Genomic DNA, 17,636 nt, shown 5'->3' on the forward strand with positions numbered 1-17,636 from the left:
ATTTTTGATTCAGATTCCAATAACTTTTGTAGCGAGGCGAGCCTCGCGTCCCTCTTCCAAAACTGTCCGAAGTATTGATACATAGGATACTTTTATAACTCATAGAATCAAATTTAGTGATTTTAGTATTTCTTTACGCGCTTGAATGTAGATTGAGTTACAGTTATGCTATTATAATAAATTATTGCTGGAATCTTTGATATATGCCCAGATTAATTTAGTTATATAATATGCTATCCTTACGACCAAATTGCCCTAATTGTGGTTCAACTCACATAGTTAAAAATGGTAGAATTCACAATAAAAAACCCAAATACAAATGTCAAAGTTGCGGTCGCCAAGAAAGTCGAAAATCCGACAAACAAAGTAATTATCTCAGAAACGAAAAATTTAATTGTTCGACTTCTTTTGGAGAAGATTTATTTGGCTGGTATAGCTAGAAGCACGGGTGTTTCTCAAAAATGGTTACAGGATTACGTAAATAATAAATATGCCTCAATCGACCGCACAGTAAAGGTTAAACCTAAAAAAAAGTCAGATTGAATGTTGAATGTGATGAACTGTGGTCATTTGTAGATTGCCAAGAAAATAAGCAATGGGTGTGGCGCCGCAATGGATAGAGACACCAGAGAAATTATTGGTGTTTATATTGGCGATCGTAGCGAAGAAGGAGCCAAACAATTATGGAATTCTCTACCTCCTGTATATCGACAATGTGCTGTTTGCTATACAGATTTTTGGCAGGCTTATGCTTGTATTTTTCCTTCGCTACGGCATCAGCCAGTTGGTAAAGACAGTGGAAACACTAATCACATTGAAAGATTTAATAATACTTTGCGCCAACGTGTTTCTCGGCTCGTAAGAAAGACTATTTCATTTTCTAAAAAATTAGAAAACCATATAGGTGCTATTTGGTATTTTATTCATCATTACAACTATGTTTTGAGCCAATGAATATCTAATCACTACATATTTATCACTACCTGATTGTGTAATCACGCAGCATATTAAATCATTTATTATGACTCTTCACCCCCGCGACTGGTCATCGATTCCAGAAATCACCGCCTCCGTAGCACGAACCTCCTTTCCCAAAGGAAACCCATATATGAAAATGCGTGACGAATTAGGAGTGTTGTATTTGGATGCTGACTTTATTACCTTGTTTCGAGCTGACTGCGGTCAAAGTGCTTTATCACCTGGACAATTAGCATTAATCAGTGTCATGCAATTTGCAGAGGGATTGACTGACCGACAAGCGGCAGAAGCGGTCAGAAGTCGTATAGATTGGAAATATGCTTTGGGATTAGAAATTACTGATAGTGGTTTTGATTATTCAGTTTTAAGTGAAGGTCGAAGTCGGTTAATTGCTGCAGGACGTGAAAGTCAATTACTCGATCAAATGCTAGCACATTTTCAAGATAGAGGATGGCTCAAAGCCAGAGGTAAAGCCAGAACTGACTCGACTCATGTCATCGGAGCCATTCGCAAAATGAACCGCCTAGAATGCGTTGGAGAAACTTTACCTCATGCCTTAAATCAGTTAGCCACTATTGCTGATGAATGGTTATTAACAGTAGTTAATCATGATTGGTCTGAGCGTTATGGTACGAGATTTGAGCAATATCGCTTGCCGAAATCTGAAACAGAAAAACAAAGCTTGCTATTAACTATTGGCGATGATGGTCATTACTTATTGTCAGCTTTGTATGACCCTTTGAGTCCTGAATGGTTGCGTCAGTTAAAAGCGGTAGAAATTCTACGCTGTGTCTGGATACAGCAATATGGGTGGTCGGGAGGCAAAGTTTATTGGCGAGAAGCCGATGATTTACCGCCCCACAAGCAGTTAATTACATCCCCTTACTATACTGAGGCTCGCCATCGGACAAAAAGAGATACTAATTGGACTGGTTATACAGTACATCTTACAGAAACTTGCGATCGAGATTTACCTCATTTAATTACCAATGTGGAAACGACACCCGCAACTACTGGAGATGTCGAAATGACTCAGGTGATTCATCAAGCTTTAGCTGATAAACACCTGTTACCACAAGAACATATTGTCGATACTGCTTATGTTGATGCTCAACACTTGCTCACCAGTGAGACACAATTAGTATTGAACTCCTTGGCCCTGTACCCTCTGACTCTAGTTGGCAACAAAAAGCTAAGCTGGGCTTTGAGCTTTCTTGTTTTACCGTTGATTGGGAGCATCGCCATGCTACTTGTCCGCAAGGCCACATTAGCAAATCCTGGCATCAACGCTCGGATAACTATGGCAATCCGGTCATTCAAGTGCGCTTTCGTCGGCCTGATTGTGCTGGTTGTCCTGTTCGCTCTCAATGTACTCATTCGCCCGCACAGGCTCGTGTTCTGACTCTCAAACCTCAACCTCTTTACGAAGCTTTAGCCCAGGGTAGGGCTAGACAACATACCCAGGAGTTTAAGCAGCGTTATGCCCTACGGGCTGGTGTTGAAAGTTCGCTGTCTCAAGGAATTCGTGTTTTTGGTTTGCGCGAGGCTCGTTACATGGGTCTTGCCAAGACTCGTCTGCAACATATTATGACTGCTGCGATGAATCTGTCAAGAATGTGGGCATTTTGGCGCGACATTCCGATTGGTAAGACTCGTGTCTCTCGTTTTGCGGCTCTTTTTCCCTCTGCCTCATCATAGTTTTTTTCCACGATTGTGGGATGTTTGGTTTCACCCTTTTTTAATTCGCCAACAGTCTCCTTAAGTCGCCGAGTCTAATCTATTTCATCTCCAGAGGCAATATCCTCCAATTTCTGCCAATCCAAAACAGTAATTTTACCGCCTCTACTGTAGGATACAAACGGCTTAAGTTTCTTAAACAACCGCACGCATTCTTCATAGGTGATGCCAATGCTGCGAGCAATTTGATAGTATGGCAAACGTTTTTTTAAACATACACTATTATCTACAATCTTCGTACCTTGCTCGACGCTAAAGTAATGAATGAATCGGGCCAGCCGCACGATCGCCCTTTCCGACACCAAACCGTGCACAGTCTCGTGTAGTTGCTGCAATCGCTGGTTAAAAACCGCCAATATTCGCAAAGCAATCTCAGGATTTTGCCGAATTGCTGCTAGCAAAAATTCCCGTTCTGTGGTAAGAACTTGCACATCAGTTTCAGCAGTCACCGTTGCCGGCGCAATACCGTTACCCAGCAAAGCAGGTGCAGCAAAAATATCTCCCTGAAATAAAGTGCGGAGAATAGTTTCTTTGCCTGCCACCGCTGTTTTTGTCACCCGCAGAGAACCGCTCAAAAGCGTGTATAATTTTTCCGGGATGCGATCGCCCTCATACATCACAACTTCTCCCTGTTGGTAAGTCCGAATTGCTGTATGTTCTTGCAATTGCTCTAAATCAGTTCGGTTTAAGCTGGCAAATATCCCAATTTCGACCAGTTGCTCGACAGTTGCTTTCATACATTTAACTTGAGCCGGAGTCCATTTAGAGTATCATAGCGGTGAATTCAGAATATATCGAGGCTAGCAGAGCCATCTACAAAAATGCAGAACCCGAATATCAGCGATATTATTTTGATGAGATAGCTGGCGGATTTGTCCTCATCCACCAACAACACAATCTTAATAATTCGGAAATATTTGTTGCTGAAGTTTTGGCTAAAATAGGCAATAGAGTCAGAATGCTGAGCGAGCAATCAGCAGAGGGTGTCCGAACGCCAGATGCTGAGATTGACGGTCAAATTTGCGAATTTAAGGAGTTGACAGAACAGACTCAAAATATCAGAGACAGAGTGCAAGAAGGCATTAGTAGAGCCAAAAATCAAGGTGTAGCAACCGTTATTTTTCACATCAACCGAGAAAATTATGATGTTTGGAAAATCAACGCTGGCATCAAACAAGCTCTGTTTTGGGATACCGCAAAGCAAATTCAAAAAATTATTTTTGTCCTCAAAAGCGAACAGATTCAAATCATCACAAGGGAAGAGTGGAAAAATGGAAGATCATTTCAGCGAATTTAAAGAAATCGTAGCGCGTGGATTGAATAATAATATGCCACGAGATGCTAAATTAATTAGTTTAGGGCAAATTTTATCTGCTGTTACCCACGACGATCTAACTATTGAAGAAGGTTGGCAGCTAGAAGCAATGCTGGGCGGCAGAGAACAATGGGAAGAGGCACTTGAGTACAGCATTTTTGGCTATCCAGTAGATACTGCAACACCATCTTTAGATAAACCTCTGGTGATTGCCGGTAAAACTTTTCATTCTCGATTGATGACGGGGACTGGAAAATATCGCAGCATTGCCGAAATGCAGCAAAGTGTCAATGCTAGCAGGTGCGAAATTGTGACTGTAGCCGTGCGGCGGGTGCAGACAAATGCTCCCGGTCATGAAGGATTGGCAGAGGCTCTGGATTGGACTAAAATTTGGATGCTGCCCAATACTGCTGGTTGCCAAACTGCAGATGAGGCGATTAGAGTGGCTCGTTTGGGCAGGGAAATGGCGAAGCTTTTGGGACAGGAAGATAATAATTTTGTCAAGTTAGAAGTGATTCCCGATGCTAAATATTTGCTGCCAGATCCGATCGGCACTTTGGAAGCAGCAGAAAAATTAGTCAAAGAAGGTTTTGCCGTTTTGCCTTACATCAATGCCGATCCGCTACTAGCAAAACGCCTCGAAGAAGTCGGTTGTGCGACTGTGATGCCTTTAGCTTCGCCCATCGGTTCCGGGCAAGGGATCAATAATGCCGCCAACATTCAAATCATTATTGACACGGTAAAAGTTCCTGTGGTAGTGGATGCGGGGATCGGAACCCCCAGCGAAGCTGCTAGAGCAATGGAAATGGGCGCTGACGCACTGCTGATTAATTCGGCGATCGCCAATGCCCAAAATTCTCCAGCAATGGCAAAAGCAATGGGAATGGCGGCAGAAGCCGGACGGATCGCCTACTTAGCAGGAAGAATGCCAGTCAAAGATTACGCGATCGCCTCTTCCCCCCAAACAGGTACTGTCACCTCAAAATAAATTCCCTAATTTTCCAGGGCGCTTTTTTGGTACAGTTGTAAACATCAAAAATATTAAGGATTGTGACTGATGCCTTACATCAAAGATGACGATGGACGCCTGAACAACTTTGCTAAAGAGCCGAAGGTGTATGAAGCCGTACCTCCCAACAAAAATCAGCAACGCAACTACATCATCATGGGTATTGCAGCAGCTATGTTAGTGGCCGGTTTGGTGTTTGTGGCGGCCTCAGTCTGAAAACTGCCCTGACACTCAAAGCTGCTTCAAATCACAATTTAAAATAATTCTTCAGCAAACCATGTTTTCCAACCAAGGTCAACATGGTTTTTGTGTTTCAATACAAAGCAGGTAGTTGTGACAATCCTGAAGCGTACCGAGCGAGCTCGAAAGCTAAATAAGACAAACAGAAATTTGGGTTTTTACTCTCTGCTGTCGGCTTCAGGGACTTGGGTTGCAATTAATCAGACGAGTTCGTCACAAACATAAAATTGTCAATTGAAAATCTACAATCCTTTGGTCATCATCGGTGCGATTGACGGCCTTCGGGGCTTAGTTGCGAGTTATGAGCGATCGAGTTTTTAACTCTCAACTCTAAAATCCAAAATCTACAATCTAAAATCCAAAATCTAAAATCTAAAATCTAAAATCTAAAATCGGCTGACCGTGATGTCTATTCCTTCCCAAAAAGTTTCTAGCTCGAACAAGCAGATATACCAACGCTTGAAACAGGCGATCGACCTCAACTTACGCCGTCAAATTTTTATTGCCGCCTGCGACGACTTGTGCTTGCGGGACTGTCTGGCAGCTCGCTTGCAGGCAGAATTAACCGCAGAAAGCGCAGGCTCCAATCCTCGCTCCCCGATCGACTATCCCCGATTTGTCAGTTTGGAACTCGACTTGAACGATCCCAATCCTTGGGGCTCGCTAGCCGCGTGGCTGACCAAACACCCACCGCCCCAAAATATGGGCATCTACAGCCCTTTGCCGGGATTTCAAATTTTGGGGGCAGAACACCTGACCAGGCATTCAGCAGCCGTGCAGTGGTCGTTCCTGAGCTATTTGAGGGACATCGAAGCACACCTGCAAATGTGCGAGTCTACTTTGTTGCTGTGGGTGTCGCGCCCCTGGCTGAGTTCGATCGAGCAATCGGCCCCGGAATTTTGGCAGTGGCGAACCGGAGTATTTGAGTTTGAAGGCGAACCGACTCCAGCCAAGCAAGACTTCGGCCGCTCCGAGGACTTCGGGAACTCCGAAAACTTGGGCAACTTGCGGGACAACGGAGACTCCGGCGACCAACTTTTAAGATCGCCAGAGTCCGAACAATCCTCAATTCCCGATTCCGCATCATTCCCAGCGCCAGATGCTAAATCTGTCGAACTGGCGGATTTGGTGCTAGCGACGGCCTCGGAGGATGAGTTGGAAGCAGAGGGTGATGCCGCATCGGAGGACAATTTTCTGCCGCTGCAAACCTTGCAATACATCGAATTGCTGCAAGAACATCAGTGCTGTTCCGAAGCCTTGGCTTTGGCTTATCACAGTTTGGGGAATTACTACCGCGATCGGATTCTGGGCGGAGAGTCTTCGCCACAAAACTTGACAATCGCCATTCGCGCGATCGAGCAAGTGATTGCATACCTCGAACTCGACGCGGGCTCGCAGCAAAATCAACCACCAACTGAGGAATGCGCGCGGCTGATCGCCCAATTGACACAAAATTTAACTCAATACGCCGAGGAGTCCAACAGCTTACCGCCGATGGACGATTTGATCAACGATCTCGGCACTTTTTACTGGATGCTGTCGCGCGATCGCACCGACGGTGTGGAAGTCCCCGATCCGGTATCCTGCCTCGAACGCAGCATCGCCCTCTACATTGAAGGTTTGAACCGCACAGATGCCGAGAGCACACCTCAAACCCGTGTCAGATTAAACAAAAATTTGGGCATCGCCTTAGCAGATTTAGCCCGCTATCAAGACAAGACGCAGAACTTGCAGCAAGCAGTTGCAGCTTACCAACAAGCGCTGCTGGATCTAGACCCCGCGACGGAGCCCCAGCAGTGCGCTGCGGCTCAGAATAATTTGGCGACAGCATACTGGCATTTAGCCCAAGACGGTGAACCCATCGTCTATCTCAAAAGCGCGATCGCAGCTTACACCCAAGCCCTCTCCTGCTACAGTCCAGAACGAGAACCCCTCAACTATGCCGGAGTGCAAAACAACCTCGGTACCGCCTGCTGGAACCTCGCCCAGCACGAACCCTCAGAACTTTTATTAGTCAGGGCGATTGAGGCCTACCGCGAAGCCTTGAAATACCGCACCCGAGAATTGGTACCAGCAGCCGCAGCCGCCACCTACAACAATCTCGCTACGGCTTACTGGCATTTGGCGAACCAGTTCCAGCAGAAACAAGCCCGCATCGACTCATTGCAGCAGGCGATTACCGCCTACGAAGCCGCCTTGGATATCGCCCGAAAACTCGATCGAGCCCAACTCACCTTTGACACTCTTGCCGCCCGCAACAATCTCGGACTAGCCCACTATCAACTAGCCACAGCCCCAGATTTGGCCCTAAACAAAGCCGCACAAACCAGCCATTTAGATGCAGCACTGCACCACCTGTTGCAAGTGTGTGCCGAATGGGGACAGCATCTTAACGACAAAGGGTTAATATATGGAGATAAACTCAACCTGCAACCCCCAGCCAATTCCCAAGCCGCTGATGATTGCCGGCAAACAGCATTAAGCTATATTGTTAAAACGATTCGAGCTTTCTATAGCGAATGTGGGCTTGCCGGCCAAAATTTAGCCTTATCCAAAGTTCCCGGAGATTTATTGCCAGAAATTTTGCGTAGGTTATAAATACGGCTATAACTCTTAAAAGCTCAATTTTTTCTAGATTTGTATCCAGTTTTCTATTATTATGGCTGAATATTCTTACCTAATTCTTCAATTAAAGTTGTGGTCATGGCCCCTGTAAAAATCCTTGTGGTTGATGACGACCCAGCAATCCGAAATTTAATTCACCGTTTTTTAAGCCAGCAAGGTTATCAAGTTGAATCTGGCGAGGACGGTCAGACAGGTCTGGAATTATTTGAGCAACTCAATCCTGACTTAGTAGTTCTAGATGTAAATTTACCCGATACTACTGGCTACAAACTGTGTCAAGAAATGCAAAGACGGACGGGCGTGTTTGTGTTGATGCTGACTGCCCGAAACGATGAAGCTGACAAAATGAAAGGGTTTGCCGAAGGTGCTGACGACTACATTACTAAACCTTTTAGTCTTGTGGAGATAGGAGCTCGCGTTGAAGCAATTTTGAGGCGCAAACGCACAGTTACTGTCACTGAGCAACAAAGTCTTACCTTTGGGGAGCTACTAATAGATCCAGTCCGCCGCGAAGTGATTCTCAACAATCAAATAGTGGCTTTGACTGCTTTAGAATTCGACTTGCTGTACTGTTTGGCCAGCAAACCCGGTCGCGTGTGGAGGCGAGCGGAATTGCTGCAAGAAGTGTGGCACTACGAATATGTAGGAGCCGAGCGCGTGGTGGATGTCCATATCGGTCAAATTCGCCGCAAAATTGAGCCAGATACCAATCAAATTTCGATGATTCAAACTGTCCGGCGGGTGGGTTACAAGTTTGAACCCACAACCTAACAACATTCGGCACAAAGCTCTAGGGGCGGGTGCACGAGTTCTAATTCCGCTGGTGTTCGATCGATCTACTCGTTATAAAAACGGTTCGTAGTGCGGACTCGCATTCCGCACGCACGAACTAATCTGATTGCTGCAAATACTCGCCCACTTCTTGCGCCCGCTCAAAACCCCTGCGGACGCAATCTCCCAAAGCCACGCCTCCAAGGTAGTTGCTGCACAAATACAGCCCCGGCAAAGATTTTAAACCCTTGCAGATTAGCGAATCGAGAATCGGGAATCGGGAATCGGGAATCGGGAATCGGTAAGCTGTCCCGCATTTCTCAAGCATTTTTCTCGAAGGTTGTCGATTAAACTCTCCCCGTCTCCCCGTACCCCCATCTTCCCATCTTTACCCTCCGAGCGACTTATCCGAATAACATAGCCGAAGCAAGCCGAATCGAGCCCTCTCTCCTTCACGAAGACGGAGTTACATTATTGCTGTGCAAGTCTTGAGGGGACTGAAACAGAGTTTCGAGATAAACTCTCGCAGCTTGGCGATAACTGCGCGAAGCTTCCGGTGTACCGCTATCGGCATTCTGCAACAAAAACAGCGACAGAGACGCCGAGAATACTCTGTCTAGATCCCATTCGGGGTGAGTTTCCAGATAAATTTTAAGAGAATCGTGCAGCGTTTCGGGAATTTCGGCAAAAATACTGACTGTCGGGTTCATCATTTTTTTAGTCTCGCTAATAAATTGAAAATAGAACCCCCCTTTCGGCTGGATACAGGTGCAGACACAGCCGAAATTAGAGCGCTTTTTTTTTAGGTCGGTCGCATCATTGTGCGTATCAGGAGGCGGGTTTGTCAATGTTGCGAAATATTACAAACTCCTTTATGTAAAAAAAATATTTACCAATAAATAAGCCTTTCAGGGCTTTTTTTGTTACATATCTTTATGTGTGGGAAGTTTTCTGAGGGATTTGGCGGCAGGTTAACAAAATCCCCAATTCCGCAGCAAGATCCGACCGTGCCGTTAATTTCTGTGGAAAACTTTTTCAAATCTGTGGAAAACCTCGGACTTGCCTGTGGAAACGCTGTGGAATGTTTAGGGAAAAGTCTGGGAAAAAATAAGAATTGCAAAGGGGATTAATTATTCATCGGTCATCGGTCATGGGTCATCGGTCATTGGTGTTTTCTTCCCGAAGGCCTTGGGGGCATCTGGGGCTTGATAAAAAGCATTGTCTTGTTGTGGTTAGAGGTAGCTCTTGCGTGTTTTATAGCAAAACACCAATTCTCCCACTCACCGACAAAAAATTATAATTATTCAGGTTTTTCTGATGTTTTACTAGAGCACAACATTGATTTCCAAAGATAGGGACACCGACCTGCGAATTTAAATTGAATATTGGTGTATCCTTCCTTGGTCAATAATTTGGTGAGGGTTTCTACTGAAAAGAATTTAATGTTACCGTTATCCCAAAGTACGGTAAAATGTTTGTCTAGTTTGCCTGTCACAGCTAAGGCTAGGTTTTTTAAATAGCCGTGATAGGGTGTGGAAAGAATTAGCCTTCCTCCGGGTTTGAGGCATTTTTGGGCATTTTTTGCCAGTTCTTTTGGATAAAGTAAGTGTTCGATTACTTCAACGGCTAAGACAATATCGAATGAGTGCAGCATATTGGTATCGGGAAGCTCGTAAATATCGGCTTGGATAAACTGACACTCGGGGAAACTTTGACTGGAGATGGCAATTCCGGGTGCAGAAGAGTCAACGCCGACAACTTCGCAGCCGTGCTGTGCGATGACGTGACTGAGGCTGCCATTGCCGCAGCCGAGATCCAAAACTCGGAGTTTTGTCTGGCTGGCTTCCTGAAGTGTCGCCAGCATTTCTAGAAGGGGAGATATCAAATAAGTGTGATGATATCTGGGATGGTTGTTTGTGTAATAATACGTATAGTTGCTAGAGTTTTTTTTCATCGATTAAGTTATGGAGACTATTGCCGAGACTGCAAATTTACCGGGCGCGGGTGTACTGTTTGGGTAAATGTTCGCCACCTGCTGGTTGTGAGAGTCGATGGGCAACTCGATCGTCTCATTCTTTTTGTTTGACAGGCGAATTGTTGTCACCGGCTCGATCGGAGGTGCCAAAAAAAATTCACAGGGTGCAGAATCTCGAATCCCCGATTCGAGGCCGATCCCATCTCTGCTCCGGGAGCCCGTCGCCAGACGGCATTCGGAAACAAAAAGTGCGAACGATCGATCCAGAATTCTCTCCATACACTAGCCGGAAACAAAACTTTTGGCCTATTAACTTCGGCCTGGCGAGCAGATCCGTGGGATTCTACCTTCAACCAACAGCGCTCTGTCAGCGATCGCGCTTTTTCTCGCCTGAAAAATTTTGCCTGGGCGATCGGGTGCAAGTCGATCGGAAAATTCAACAGGGAAGTGTGACTGAAATCACAGGCATCTGCCAAACAAATTGCTGAGCATCTTTAAGTGGGCACACTTAGTATCGACATTAATACAGTGGCTTCTATAATTGTGTTTAAATGTTGTTCTGAAGCTGTGTTGTCCCGTCAGCAGATTGCCCTAGGCAGATTCGCACTTTTAATCTGGCTTATTGCACTACGAGCGCTGTTGAGCGTCGCACCTTAATTTAGAAATGTCCTATGGTTAAGCTAGGTCAGTCCTCCTTTCGCCGTATTTTACTGTCGCGGATTTTGTTGCTCAGCGTGCCTGTTCTACTGGTGGGGGAGTATGTTACCTATCGCAAGGCACGCTCGACGCTTCTGGAAACCGCTCGCCAAAACTTGACAGAAAGTGCAGGCAGAAAAGCCGAAACAATTGAACAGTGGGCGAAATCGCTGAAATCGAATCTAATCGGCGCTTCGGAAAATTCGATGTTGCAGTCTGTAGAGCCAAAGGATTATCAAAAGTTTATCGCGCAATTAGGGCAGCGGTTGCCAGTTCAGGTTGATTGCTTGCAATTGACTAATTTACAGACAAATCAAGTGATGGCGAGCACTTGCGGGCAACAGCCGATTCAGGCGCTACCTACCAATTTTTGGCCGCGAGTGCTGCTGCAGCAAACGCTGCAGGACGACAAAAACGTTTACATCAGTCTGTTGTGGCCGAATCAACAAAAGCCGAGAGCAAACGGCGACAAGATGACTTTGGGTGAGGAAGATTTTTCAGGTACGGGTAAAGAAGCCCGCGACAGCCGAGTCAGTTTGGTGTTGAGCGCTCCTGTTTACATTGGTCGCGGCAACAGCCGAAAGTTGAGTTATGCTTTGAGTTTGCAGTCGGCTCTGCCGGTGCAAACGAGCGCTCCCAAGGGTTCTCTAGCCGGCTATACGGTGGCGATCAACCAAGACGGGACAATTTTGGCGCACCCGAATATCAACCGCGTCGGCCGCAATATTGCCGCGGAGGCAGATGCCGATCGACTAAAAAGTATTGTCAGAAGGGCGATCGCCGGCGGACAAGCTTTTCTCCACCTATTTTCCTTTGAAAGAAATGGCGTAGAATTGCTAGCAGGATACGCTGCCATCCCCAGCCCTTTAAGTAAAAAAGAGAACACTAAATGGATTATTTTAGCTGTCTCTCGCTTAGATTACGCTCTCTCAGGCTTAGAAGAAATTCAGCAAGTTTTATTTAACTTAATCATCGGTTTAGTTGCGGCTAGCATCGTCGCGACTTTATACCTGTCTCGCGACTTGGCGCGTCCCTTGGAACAACTGAGAGACTACGCGCTGACAGTGGATACAGAAGCGCCGCAGGCAGTGCCCCAAAATTTCCAAATTCGGGAATTCAATCAACTATCAGAAGCACTCAACAGTATGGTGGAGAGCCTGAGAGAATCGGCCAGAGAATCGGCAGTCGCAACCAAGGAAGCGCAAGTTGCCAATCAGTTAAAAAACGAATTTTTGGGCAATATTTCTCACGAACTGAGAACGCCGCTCAACGGGATTATTGGTTTTATTCAAATTGTGCGAGACGGCTACTGCGATGACCGAGATGAAGAAATGGAGTTTTTGCAGCGCGCCCACGACTCGTCAATGCAATTGCTGAATATTATTAATGATATTTTAGACATTGCTAAAATAGAATCCGGCACGTTCTCCCTGATGTTAGAAGTAGTTGATATTACTCAGGTACTTGAAGATGCAATTGATTTGCAAGCACTTCTAATTAAAGAAAAAGGTTTGAATTTAAGCTTGCCAGAACCTCACGATCCGATTATTGTTCATGCCGATCCAGAGAAGCTAAAACAGGTGTTTATACACGTTTTGAGCAATGCTGTTAAGTTTACCGAGTCGGGCAGTATTACTATATCTGTGCGGTTAGAATCGAGTAATCATTCAGGTGGTTTTAACGGTAGTGTACCGGAAAGTGCGATCGGTAATAGTAGCAGTAAAAACGATTGGGTAGTGGTGACAATTAAAGATACTGGAATTGGTATAGATCCCGAACAGCAGCAAAAATTGTTTCAGCCTTTTGTGATGGCTGATGGTTCCACAACTCGCAAGTTTGGCGGAAATGGTTTGGGTTTGGCTATTTCCCGAAGAATAATGGAATCTATGATCGGCCGCATTACTCTGCAGAGCGCGGGTGTGGATCAAGGTACTTCGGTGATGATTTCTTTGCCTGTAAACCATCAGTCAAGTTTTTATTTTAACAGCCAGGATTTGGTAACAGAAAATGGAAATTTAAAAAATTAGGAGGTATATCATTTCGGGTGAATACTATGAGGAATGACAATTCAACTGCTCGTTACGAGGCTCAGCCTCTTTCATCTAAAGCTTGTTTGCTTAGGAAATCGAAGAATCTAAAATCTAAAATGGTATCAGGGGCTGTCCGCCGAGTTCCAAAGATTTGCTCAAAGCGCTGAGAATGCGGATTAATTCGACGGAAGCATCGCCGGAAGAGGTAGGACAAGGCGTATTTGTTTGCACGGAGGTGAGGAAGCGATCGCACACTCGCCGCAGCGGTTCTACTTGTTCTAAACTTAATATTTCGCGACTTTGGATCTTAGTAGTGGGCCCTGGGGCGATCGCACTTTCGCAAACATTATGCTCTTCCCCCCGCCGATTTGAACTAGCGTGCTGCAACATCAGCATACTTTCCGGTGACATTTCATCAAAAATCAAGGTTCCCAAACTACCAACAACGCTTAAGCGCCGCTGTTTGTCGGGATTCAGCCAGCACAGGTGAATAAGTGCTTGAAATCCGTCAGGATAGGTGAGCGTTACCCAAACTAAATCTGCTAGTTTTTCTGAAGGATTTATTGCTTCTTCCCTCTGACTTGTGACTTGTGACTTCGGAAATACAGTGCCCGTTGCTGTGACTTGAATAGGAGTTTGTTGGAGCCAAGTGTTGAAAATAGCAATATCGTGAATGGCCAAATCCCAAAGGGCATCAACATCGTGCCGCACTGGTTCATAATGAGTACGCTGAGCGTAACCGTAGCGCAATTTTCCGAGTTGATGCTGTTGAATTATTCTTTGGCCGCGATCGACTGCTGGATGAAACAGATAAGTGTGGTCAACGAAGAGTTGCCGCTGCTGTTTTTCGGCTAATTGGCACAGTTTTATTGCTTCACTGAGATTGATGGCGAGGGGTTTTTCTACTAAGACGTGGTAGCCTTTTTGCAAGGCTGTGGCTGCGAGGGTGTAGTGTGTGGAAGCTGGAGTGGCGATCGCCACAGCATCCAGTCCCGGCAATTCTTGCACTTGCGACCAATCGGTAGCTAGAATCACGGACTCATTAAAATTAAACTGTTTTTGGACAGCCATCAATGAATCTAGATTCGGATCTACCACCGCTAAAACTTGACTGTTGGGATGTTCGATAAAGTTGCGAATGAGATTAACTCCCCAGCGGCCCGCACCCAATACAGCTATTCCGATTTTCATTAATAATAAATTTTAAAAATCGCACAGCAATTATAGCATAATTTCTCATTTATTTGGTGTTATTTAATAGTAAAACTTCCACTGCCCAATGAATACTAACTACTAACTAATGACTGCTGACTAAGGACTACTGACTGCTGACTACTGACTACTAAATTTGGGTAACATATCCCTTGATGATTCGGCGGTTGAAACCGCGTCTATACAAACAAAGTCAGCCTACGCCGACTGGTTCATAAAAGGTATCCAAAACCCTGATTTGGTATGACAACTAACAACTAACTACTAACCACTAAGAGGGCGGGCACGCACCATCCACCGCCCCTATCAACTATCAACTAACAACTAACAACTGACTAATTTATTGAAAGCGGAGCGAGCCGCAGCTTGTTCTGCTGCTTTGATCGATCGACCTTTTCCCTCTGCTACCAACTCTCCCTGAATGCTAACTTTGGCCGTAAAACGATCCTCGCCGCCCTGGACAGTTCCGGTTTCTTCCACGGTATACTTGGGTAAAGTTTTATATTTGCCTTGAGTCAACTCTTGAAGAGCAGCTTTGTAATTTTGTCTGGCCGGATCGCTGCGAATTTCCGCCGCTAGGCGTTGAAAGTGACCGTCTAACCAAGGGCGAATTAATTCTAACGTCTGGGCGCTCAAATAAAGCGCGGCGAGTAAGGCTTCCAAAGAATCGGCCAGTCTGGGAACAGCACCTGTTTTGTCGGCGGCGGCGCTGCTGGAAACAATTAAATAGCGATCGAACCCGTAACTTTCAGCGATTTTAGCCAAAATGCGATCGCTCACCAAGATCGATCGAATAGCCGCAAATTCCCCCACCGTACAGTCAGGATAAATCTCAAATAACAATTCAGACGCAGCCAGTCGCACCACAGCATCACCGACAAACTCTAGCTGCTCGTAATTTGCCTTAGCAGACGCACTCGCATGAGTCAAAGCTAAATCGACGAGATGCCATTTGATCGAAGCATCCTTCGACAGTCCCAACTTTTCAATTAATGTTTCAAGTTGCTTTTGGCGACCAGGATAAAGCATATTCATAGCGAATTGGGCAAACAGGGAATTGGGCAAACAGGGAATTGGGAATTGGGAATTGGCAATGGGGAATTGGGAATTGGGAATTGGGAATTGGAAATCTATAGCCGAGTCTCGGTAACATGAGGCTATCTGTCGCGCATCAGCCTCGCGGGCACAGGAAGCAGCCCGCATACCTCATAACGCGATCGAATTGCTATATCTCACTTGATTCTAAAAATAATATATAAAAATTTTCCTACTCTCCCACTCTGGGATTTTTGGAGGGAAAAAAGTCGGACATAAGCCGGGTTCTGTTCTCTCAAATGCAAGCACTTTTCGATGGCAGTTATCTATCTGGGACGTTTGTTACCAAACGCCTCAAGCGGTACCAAAAAACGGAACTGGTAAAAAACCAACCATAGTCCCTCCGACCTTGCTCCCAACCGGGGTTTACCTAGCCAGCACCTCTCGATGCTGCTGGTGCGCTCTTACCGCACCTTTGCACCCTTACCCCCTAACAACTTGCAATTTTTGACCATCGATTTTTGATGCAATCTCTAATCTCTAATCTCAAATCGGGGGGCGGTATCTTTCTGTGGCACTATCCTCACGATCGCTCGCACTGGGCGTTACCCAGCAAGTTTGGTTTTTCGGGAGCCCGGACTTTCCTCAGACCAGCTTTCGCCAATCCGCAACCGCCTGCGCCTACTTTTTTCCCCAGACTTATTGTACGCGATCGTTCGTCAATCAATTGAGGATTTTAGATTTCAGTCATCTTTAATAGTAGAAAAATTTTCAAACCAGCCGCGCCGCCAAAAGAAGTAAACTAAACTAGACGCGATCGCCACCATCAACGCCCAACAAAGCGGATAGCCAAAATACCAGTTCAGTTCCGGCATATTCAAAGGCGATTTTTCTGTATTGAAATTCATCCCGTATACTCCCGCCACAAAAGTTAACGGAATAAAAATACTCGAAATCACCGTTAGCAATTTCATGATTTCATTCATCTTATTGCCAACCGAAGACAGATAAACATCCATCAAACCCGACGATAACTCTCGATAGGTTTCCACCATATCCATCACCTGCACCGTGTGATCGTAACAGTCACGCAAGTAAATTCGCACCTCTGGAGTAATCAAATCGCTGCTATCTCGAATCAAAACATTAATTGCATCCCGCTGCGGCCAAATGGCGCGGCGCAGCGTCAGCAATTCTCGCCGAATTTTATAGATTTTTTCCAGGGTTTGGCGATTGGGGTTCACCACCACTTCATCCTCTAATTCTTCAATCCGCTCTCCGTAAAGTTCTAATACGGGGAAAAATCCATCTATAATCGAATCCAACAGAGTATAAGCAAGATAATCTGCTCCGTGCTTGCGAATAGCTCCTTGTCCTTTGCGAATTCGCTCGCGCACCGGATCGAAACAATCATAGTCCGGTTCTTCCTGAACACTTAGCAGGTAATGTTTGCCCAAAATGAAACTAACTTGTTCTTTATGAAAATTATCTGAATTAGGCTTAATCATCACCATCCAGGCAATAATTAAAAGGTGTTCTTCATAGTCTACAACTTTCGGGCGTTGGGGAATATTTACTACATCTTCCTGAGCCATTACGTGCAAATTAAAAACATCGCTCATTTGTCGCCAAGTTTCTTTGTTGCCCAATCCCAACATATCAACCCAAGAAACAGATTTTGTATCTAAATAGGCAGCAGCTTCTTGAGGATTTAACAATTTTTTGGGGCGAGTAGCTTTGGTTTCGCAATAGTCAATTAATACAATGTCTGGAGGCGGCGCATCCGGTTCTAAGTCTAGAGTCCCCGGCAGCGCCCCCGGATGGTCATAAAAATAATCAACGTAGGAATCATCATCATCATCTTTAATGGGTTTTTGAAATACACTCGAAGTATTTTTTATGCCTTTGTATGCCATGTGAATATCCCCAACTTTTAGTGTTTTTAATTAGGCTATCATTTTTTTCAGTATAACTAATAATTCATAGCATTTCTGAAATTTCATGCAACAGTAT

14 protein-coding genes, 1 other RNA gene and 2 pseudogenes are annotated in these 17,636 nt (G+C 45.3%); 8 read left to right on the top strand and 9 right to left on the bottom strand.

Annotated elements, in window-relative coordinates:
• Positions 1-230 precede the first annotated feature (230 nt).
• A pseudogene (locus QT998_RS15085) lies at positions 231-954 on the top strand (IS1 family transposase).
• A gap of 67 nt (positions 955-1,021) precedes the next feature.
• Positions 1,022-2,671: pseudogene (locus tag QT998_RS15090) on the top strand (IS1182 family transposase); the annotation flags it as partial.
• Between the two features lie 79 nt (positions 2,672-2,750).
• Here QT998_RS15090 and QT998_RS15095 read toward each other — a convergent pair.
• Positions 2,751-3,452, bottom strand: coding sequence for a Crp/Fnr family transcriptional regulator (locus QT998_RS15095; protein ID WP_333093316.1), 702 nt, complete (start codon positions 3,450-3,452; stop codon positions 2,751-2,753).
• 41 nt (positions 3,453-3,493) lie between these two features.
• Between QT998_RS15095 and QT998_RS15100 the strand changes: the two genes are divergently transcribed.
• The 5 genes from QT998_RS15100 (at position 3,494) to QT998_RS15120 (ending at position 8,675) form a co-directional block, all read left to right on the top strand.
• The gene (locus QT998_RS15100; RefSeq protein WP_333093317.1) at positions 3,494-4,012 is read left to right on the top strand and encodes a hypothetical protein; all 519 of its coding nucleotides are present in this window, start codon (positions 3,494-3,496) and stop codon (positions 4,010-4,012) included.
• Positions 3,987-5,018: a thiazole synthase gene (locus QT998_RS15105; RefSeq protein ID WP_333093318.1), complete on the top strand. Its 1,032-nt coding sequence runs from the start codon at positions 3,987-3,989 to the stop codon at positions 5,016-5,018. The genes QT998_RS15100 and QT998_RS15105 overlap by 26 nt, the downstream gene beginning before the upstream one ends.
• Before the next feature lie 69 nt (positions 5,019-5,087).
• Positions 5,088-5,255, top strand: coding sequence for a photosystem II assembly protein Psb34 (gene psb34 / locus QT998_RS15110; RefSeq protein ID WP_015177107.1), 168 nt, complete (start codon positions 5,088-5,090; stop codon positions 5,253-5,255).
• A 429-nt stretch (positions 5,256-5,684) separates the two neighbouring features.
• Positions 5,685-7,877: a tetratricopeptide repeat protein gene (locus QT998_RS15115; protein ID WP_333118249.1), complete on the top strand. Its 2,193-nt coding sequence runs from the start codon at positions 5,685-5,687 to the stop codon at positions 7,875-7,877.
• A 105-nt stretch (positions 7,878-7,982) separates the two neighbouring features.
• A complete protein-coding gene (locus QT998_RS15120) occupies positions 7,983-8,675 on the top strand; it encodes a response regulator transcription factor (protein ID WP_333093320.1) in 693 nt (230 codons plus the stop codon).
• Between the two features lie 118 nt (positions 8,676-8,793).
• Here the strand turns inward: QT998_RS15120 and QT998_RS15125 are convergent, their stop codons facing one another.
• The 4 genes from QT998_RS15125 to QT998_RS15140 all read right to left on the bottom strand — a co-directional run bounded on the left by QT998_RS15125 (position 8,794) and on the right by QT998_RS15140 (position 10,929).
• Positions 8,794-9,003, bottom strand: coding sequence for a hypothetical protein (locus QT998_RS15125; protein WP_333093321.1), 210 nt, complete (start codon positions 9,001-9,003; stop codon positions 8,794-8,796).
• Between the two features lie 124 nt (positions 9,004-9,127).
• Complete coding sequence (locus QT998_RS15130; RefSeq protein WP_194012004.1) at positions 9,128-9,385, bottom strand: DUF2811 domain-containing protein; 258 nt, start codon at positions 9,383-9,385, stop codon at positions 9,128-9,130.
• Positions 9,386-9,975: 590 nt separating this feature from the next.
• Positions 9,976-10,629, bottom strand: coding sequence for a class I SAM-dependent methyltransferase (locus QT998_RS15135; RefSeq protein WP_333093322.1), 654 nt, complete (start codon positions 10,627-10,629; stop codon positions 9,976-9,978).
• Positions 10,630-10,632: 3 nt separating this feature from the next.
• Complete coding sequence (locus QT998_RS15140; protein ID WP_333118250.1) at positions 10,633-10,929, bottom strand: hypothetical protein; 297 nt, start codon at positions 10,927-10,929, stop codon at positions 10,633-10,635.
• A gap of 392 nt (positions 10,930-11,321) precedes the next feature.
• On the opposite strand from QT998_RS15140, the gene QT998_RS15145 reads away from it, so the two are divergent.
• Entirely contained in the window at positions 11,322-13,373 is a 2,052-nt protein-coding gene (locus tag QT998_RS15145) for a sensor histidine kinase (protein WP_333118251.1), read from the top strand.
• A gap of 114 nt (positions 13,374-13,487) precedes the next feature.
• Here the strand turns inward: QT998_RS15145 and QT998_RS15150 are convergent, their stop codons facing one another.
• From QT998_RS15150 to corA, 4 genes are all read right to left on the bottom strand, one after another.
• Entirely contained in the window at positions 13,488-14,567 is a 1,080-nt protein-coding gene (locus QT998_RS15150) for a Gfo/Idh/MocA family protein (protein WP_333118252.1), read from the bottom strand.
• 345 nt (positions 14,568-14,912) lie between these two features.
• Positions 14,913-15,623 carry a ribonuclease III gene (gene rnc / locus QT998_RS15155; RefSeq protein ID WP_194066959.1) on the bottom strand — a complete coding sequence of 237 codons (711 nt, stop codon included), beginning with the start codon at positions 15,621-15,623 and terminating at the stop codon, positions 14,913-14,915.
• A 261-nt stretch (positions 15,624-15,884) separates the two neighbouring features.
• Positions 15,885-16,311, bottom strand: an RNA gene (rnpB, locus tag QT998_RS15160) — RNase P RNA component class A.
• Positions 16,312-16,366: 55 nt separating this feature from the next.
• Positions 16,367-17,539: a magnesium/cobalt transporter CorA gene (gene corA, locus QT998_RS15165; RefSeq protein WP_333118253.1), complete on the bottom strand. Its 1,173-nt coding sequence runs from the start codon at positions 17,537-17,539 to the stop codon at positions 16,367-16,369.
• Positions 17,540-17,636 lie beyond the last annotated feature (97 nt).

It is taken from the genome of Microcoleus sp. S1D4, assembly GCF_036700765.1.
Classification (GTDB): Bacteria; Cyanobacteriota; Cyanobacteriia; order Cyanobacteriales; family Microcoleaceae; genus Microcoleus.

Excerpts from the sequence above, each read along its gene's own strand:
- QT998_RS15095 (WP_333093316.1), bottom strand. The coding sequence starts at position 3,452 with ATGAAAGCAACTGTCGAGCAACTGGTCGAAATTGGGATATTTGCCAGC.
- QT998_RS15105 (WP_333093318.1), top strand. The coding sequence starts at position 3,987 with ATGGAAGATCATTTCAGCGAATTTAAAGAAATCGTAGCGCGTGGATTG.
- psb34 (WP_015177107.1), top strand. The coding sequence starts at position 5,088 with ATGCCTTACATCAAAGATGACGATGGACGCCTGAACAACTTTGCTAAA.
- QT998_RS15115 (WP_333118249.1), top strand. The coding sequence starts at position 5,685 with ATGTCTATTCCTTCCCAAAAAGTTTCTAGCTCGAACAAGCAGATATAC.
- QT998_RS15120 (WP_333093320.1), top strand. The coding sequence starts at position 7,983 with ATGGCCCCTGTAAAAATCCTTGTGGTTGATGACGACCCAGCAATCCGA.
- QT998_RS15125 (WP_333093321.1), bottom strand. The coding sequence starts at position 9,003 with ATGCTTGAGAAATGCGGGACAGCTTACCGATTCCCGATTCCCGATTCC.
- QT998_RS15130 (WP_194012004.1), bottom strand. The coding sequence starts at position 9,385 with ATGAACCCGACAGTCAGTATTTTTGCCGAAATTCCCGAAACGCTGCAC.
- QT998_RS15135 (WP_333093322.1), bottom strand. The coding sequence starts at position 10,629 with ATGAAAAAAAACTCTAGCAACTATACGTATTATTACACAAACAACCAT.
- QT998_RS15140 (WP_333118250.1), bottom strand. The coding sequence starts at position 10,929 with ATGGAGAGAATTCTGGATCGATCGTTCGCACTTTTTGTTTCCGAATGC.
- QT998_RS15145 (WP_333118251.1), top strand. The coding sequence starts at position 11,322 with ATGGTTAAGCTAGGTCAGTCCTCCTTTCGCCGTATTTTACTGTCGCGG.
- QT998_RS15150 (WP_333118252.1), bottom strand. The coding sequence starts at position 14,567 with ATGAAAATCGGAATAGCTGTATTGGGTGCGGGCCGCTGGGGAGTTAAT.
- rnc (WP_194066959.1), bottom strand. The coding sequence starts at position 15,623 with ATGAATATGCTTTATCCTGGTCGCCAAAAGCAACTTGAAACATTAATT.
- corA (WP_333118253.1), bottom strand. The coding sequence starts at position 17,539 with ATGGCATACAAAGGCATAAAAAATACTTCGAGTGTATTTCAAAAACCC.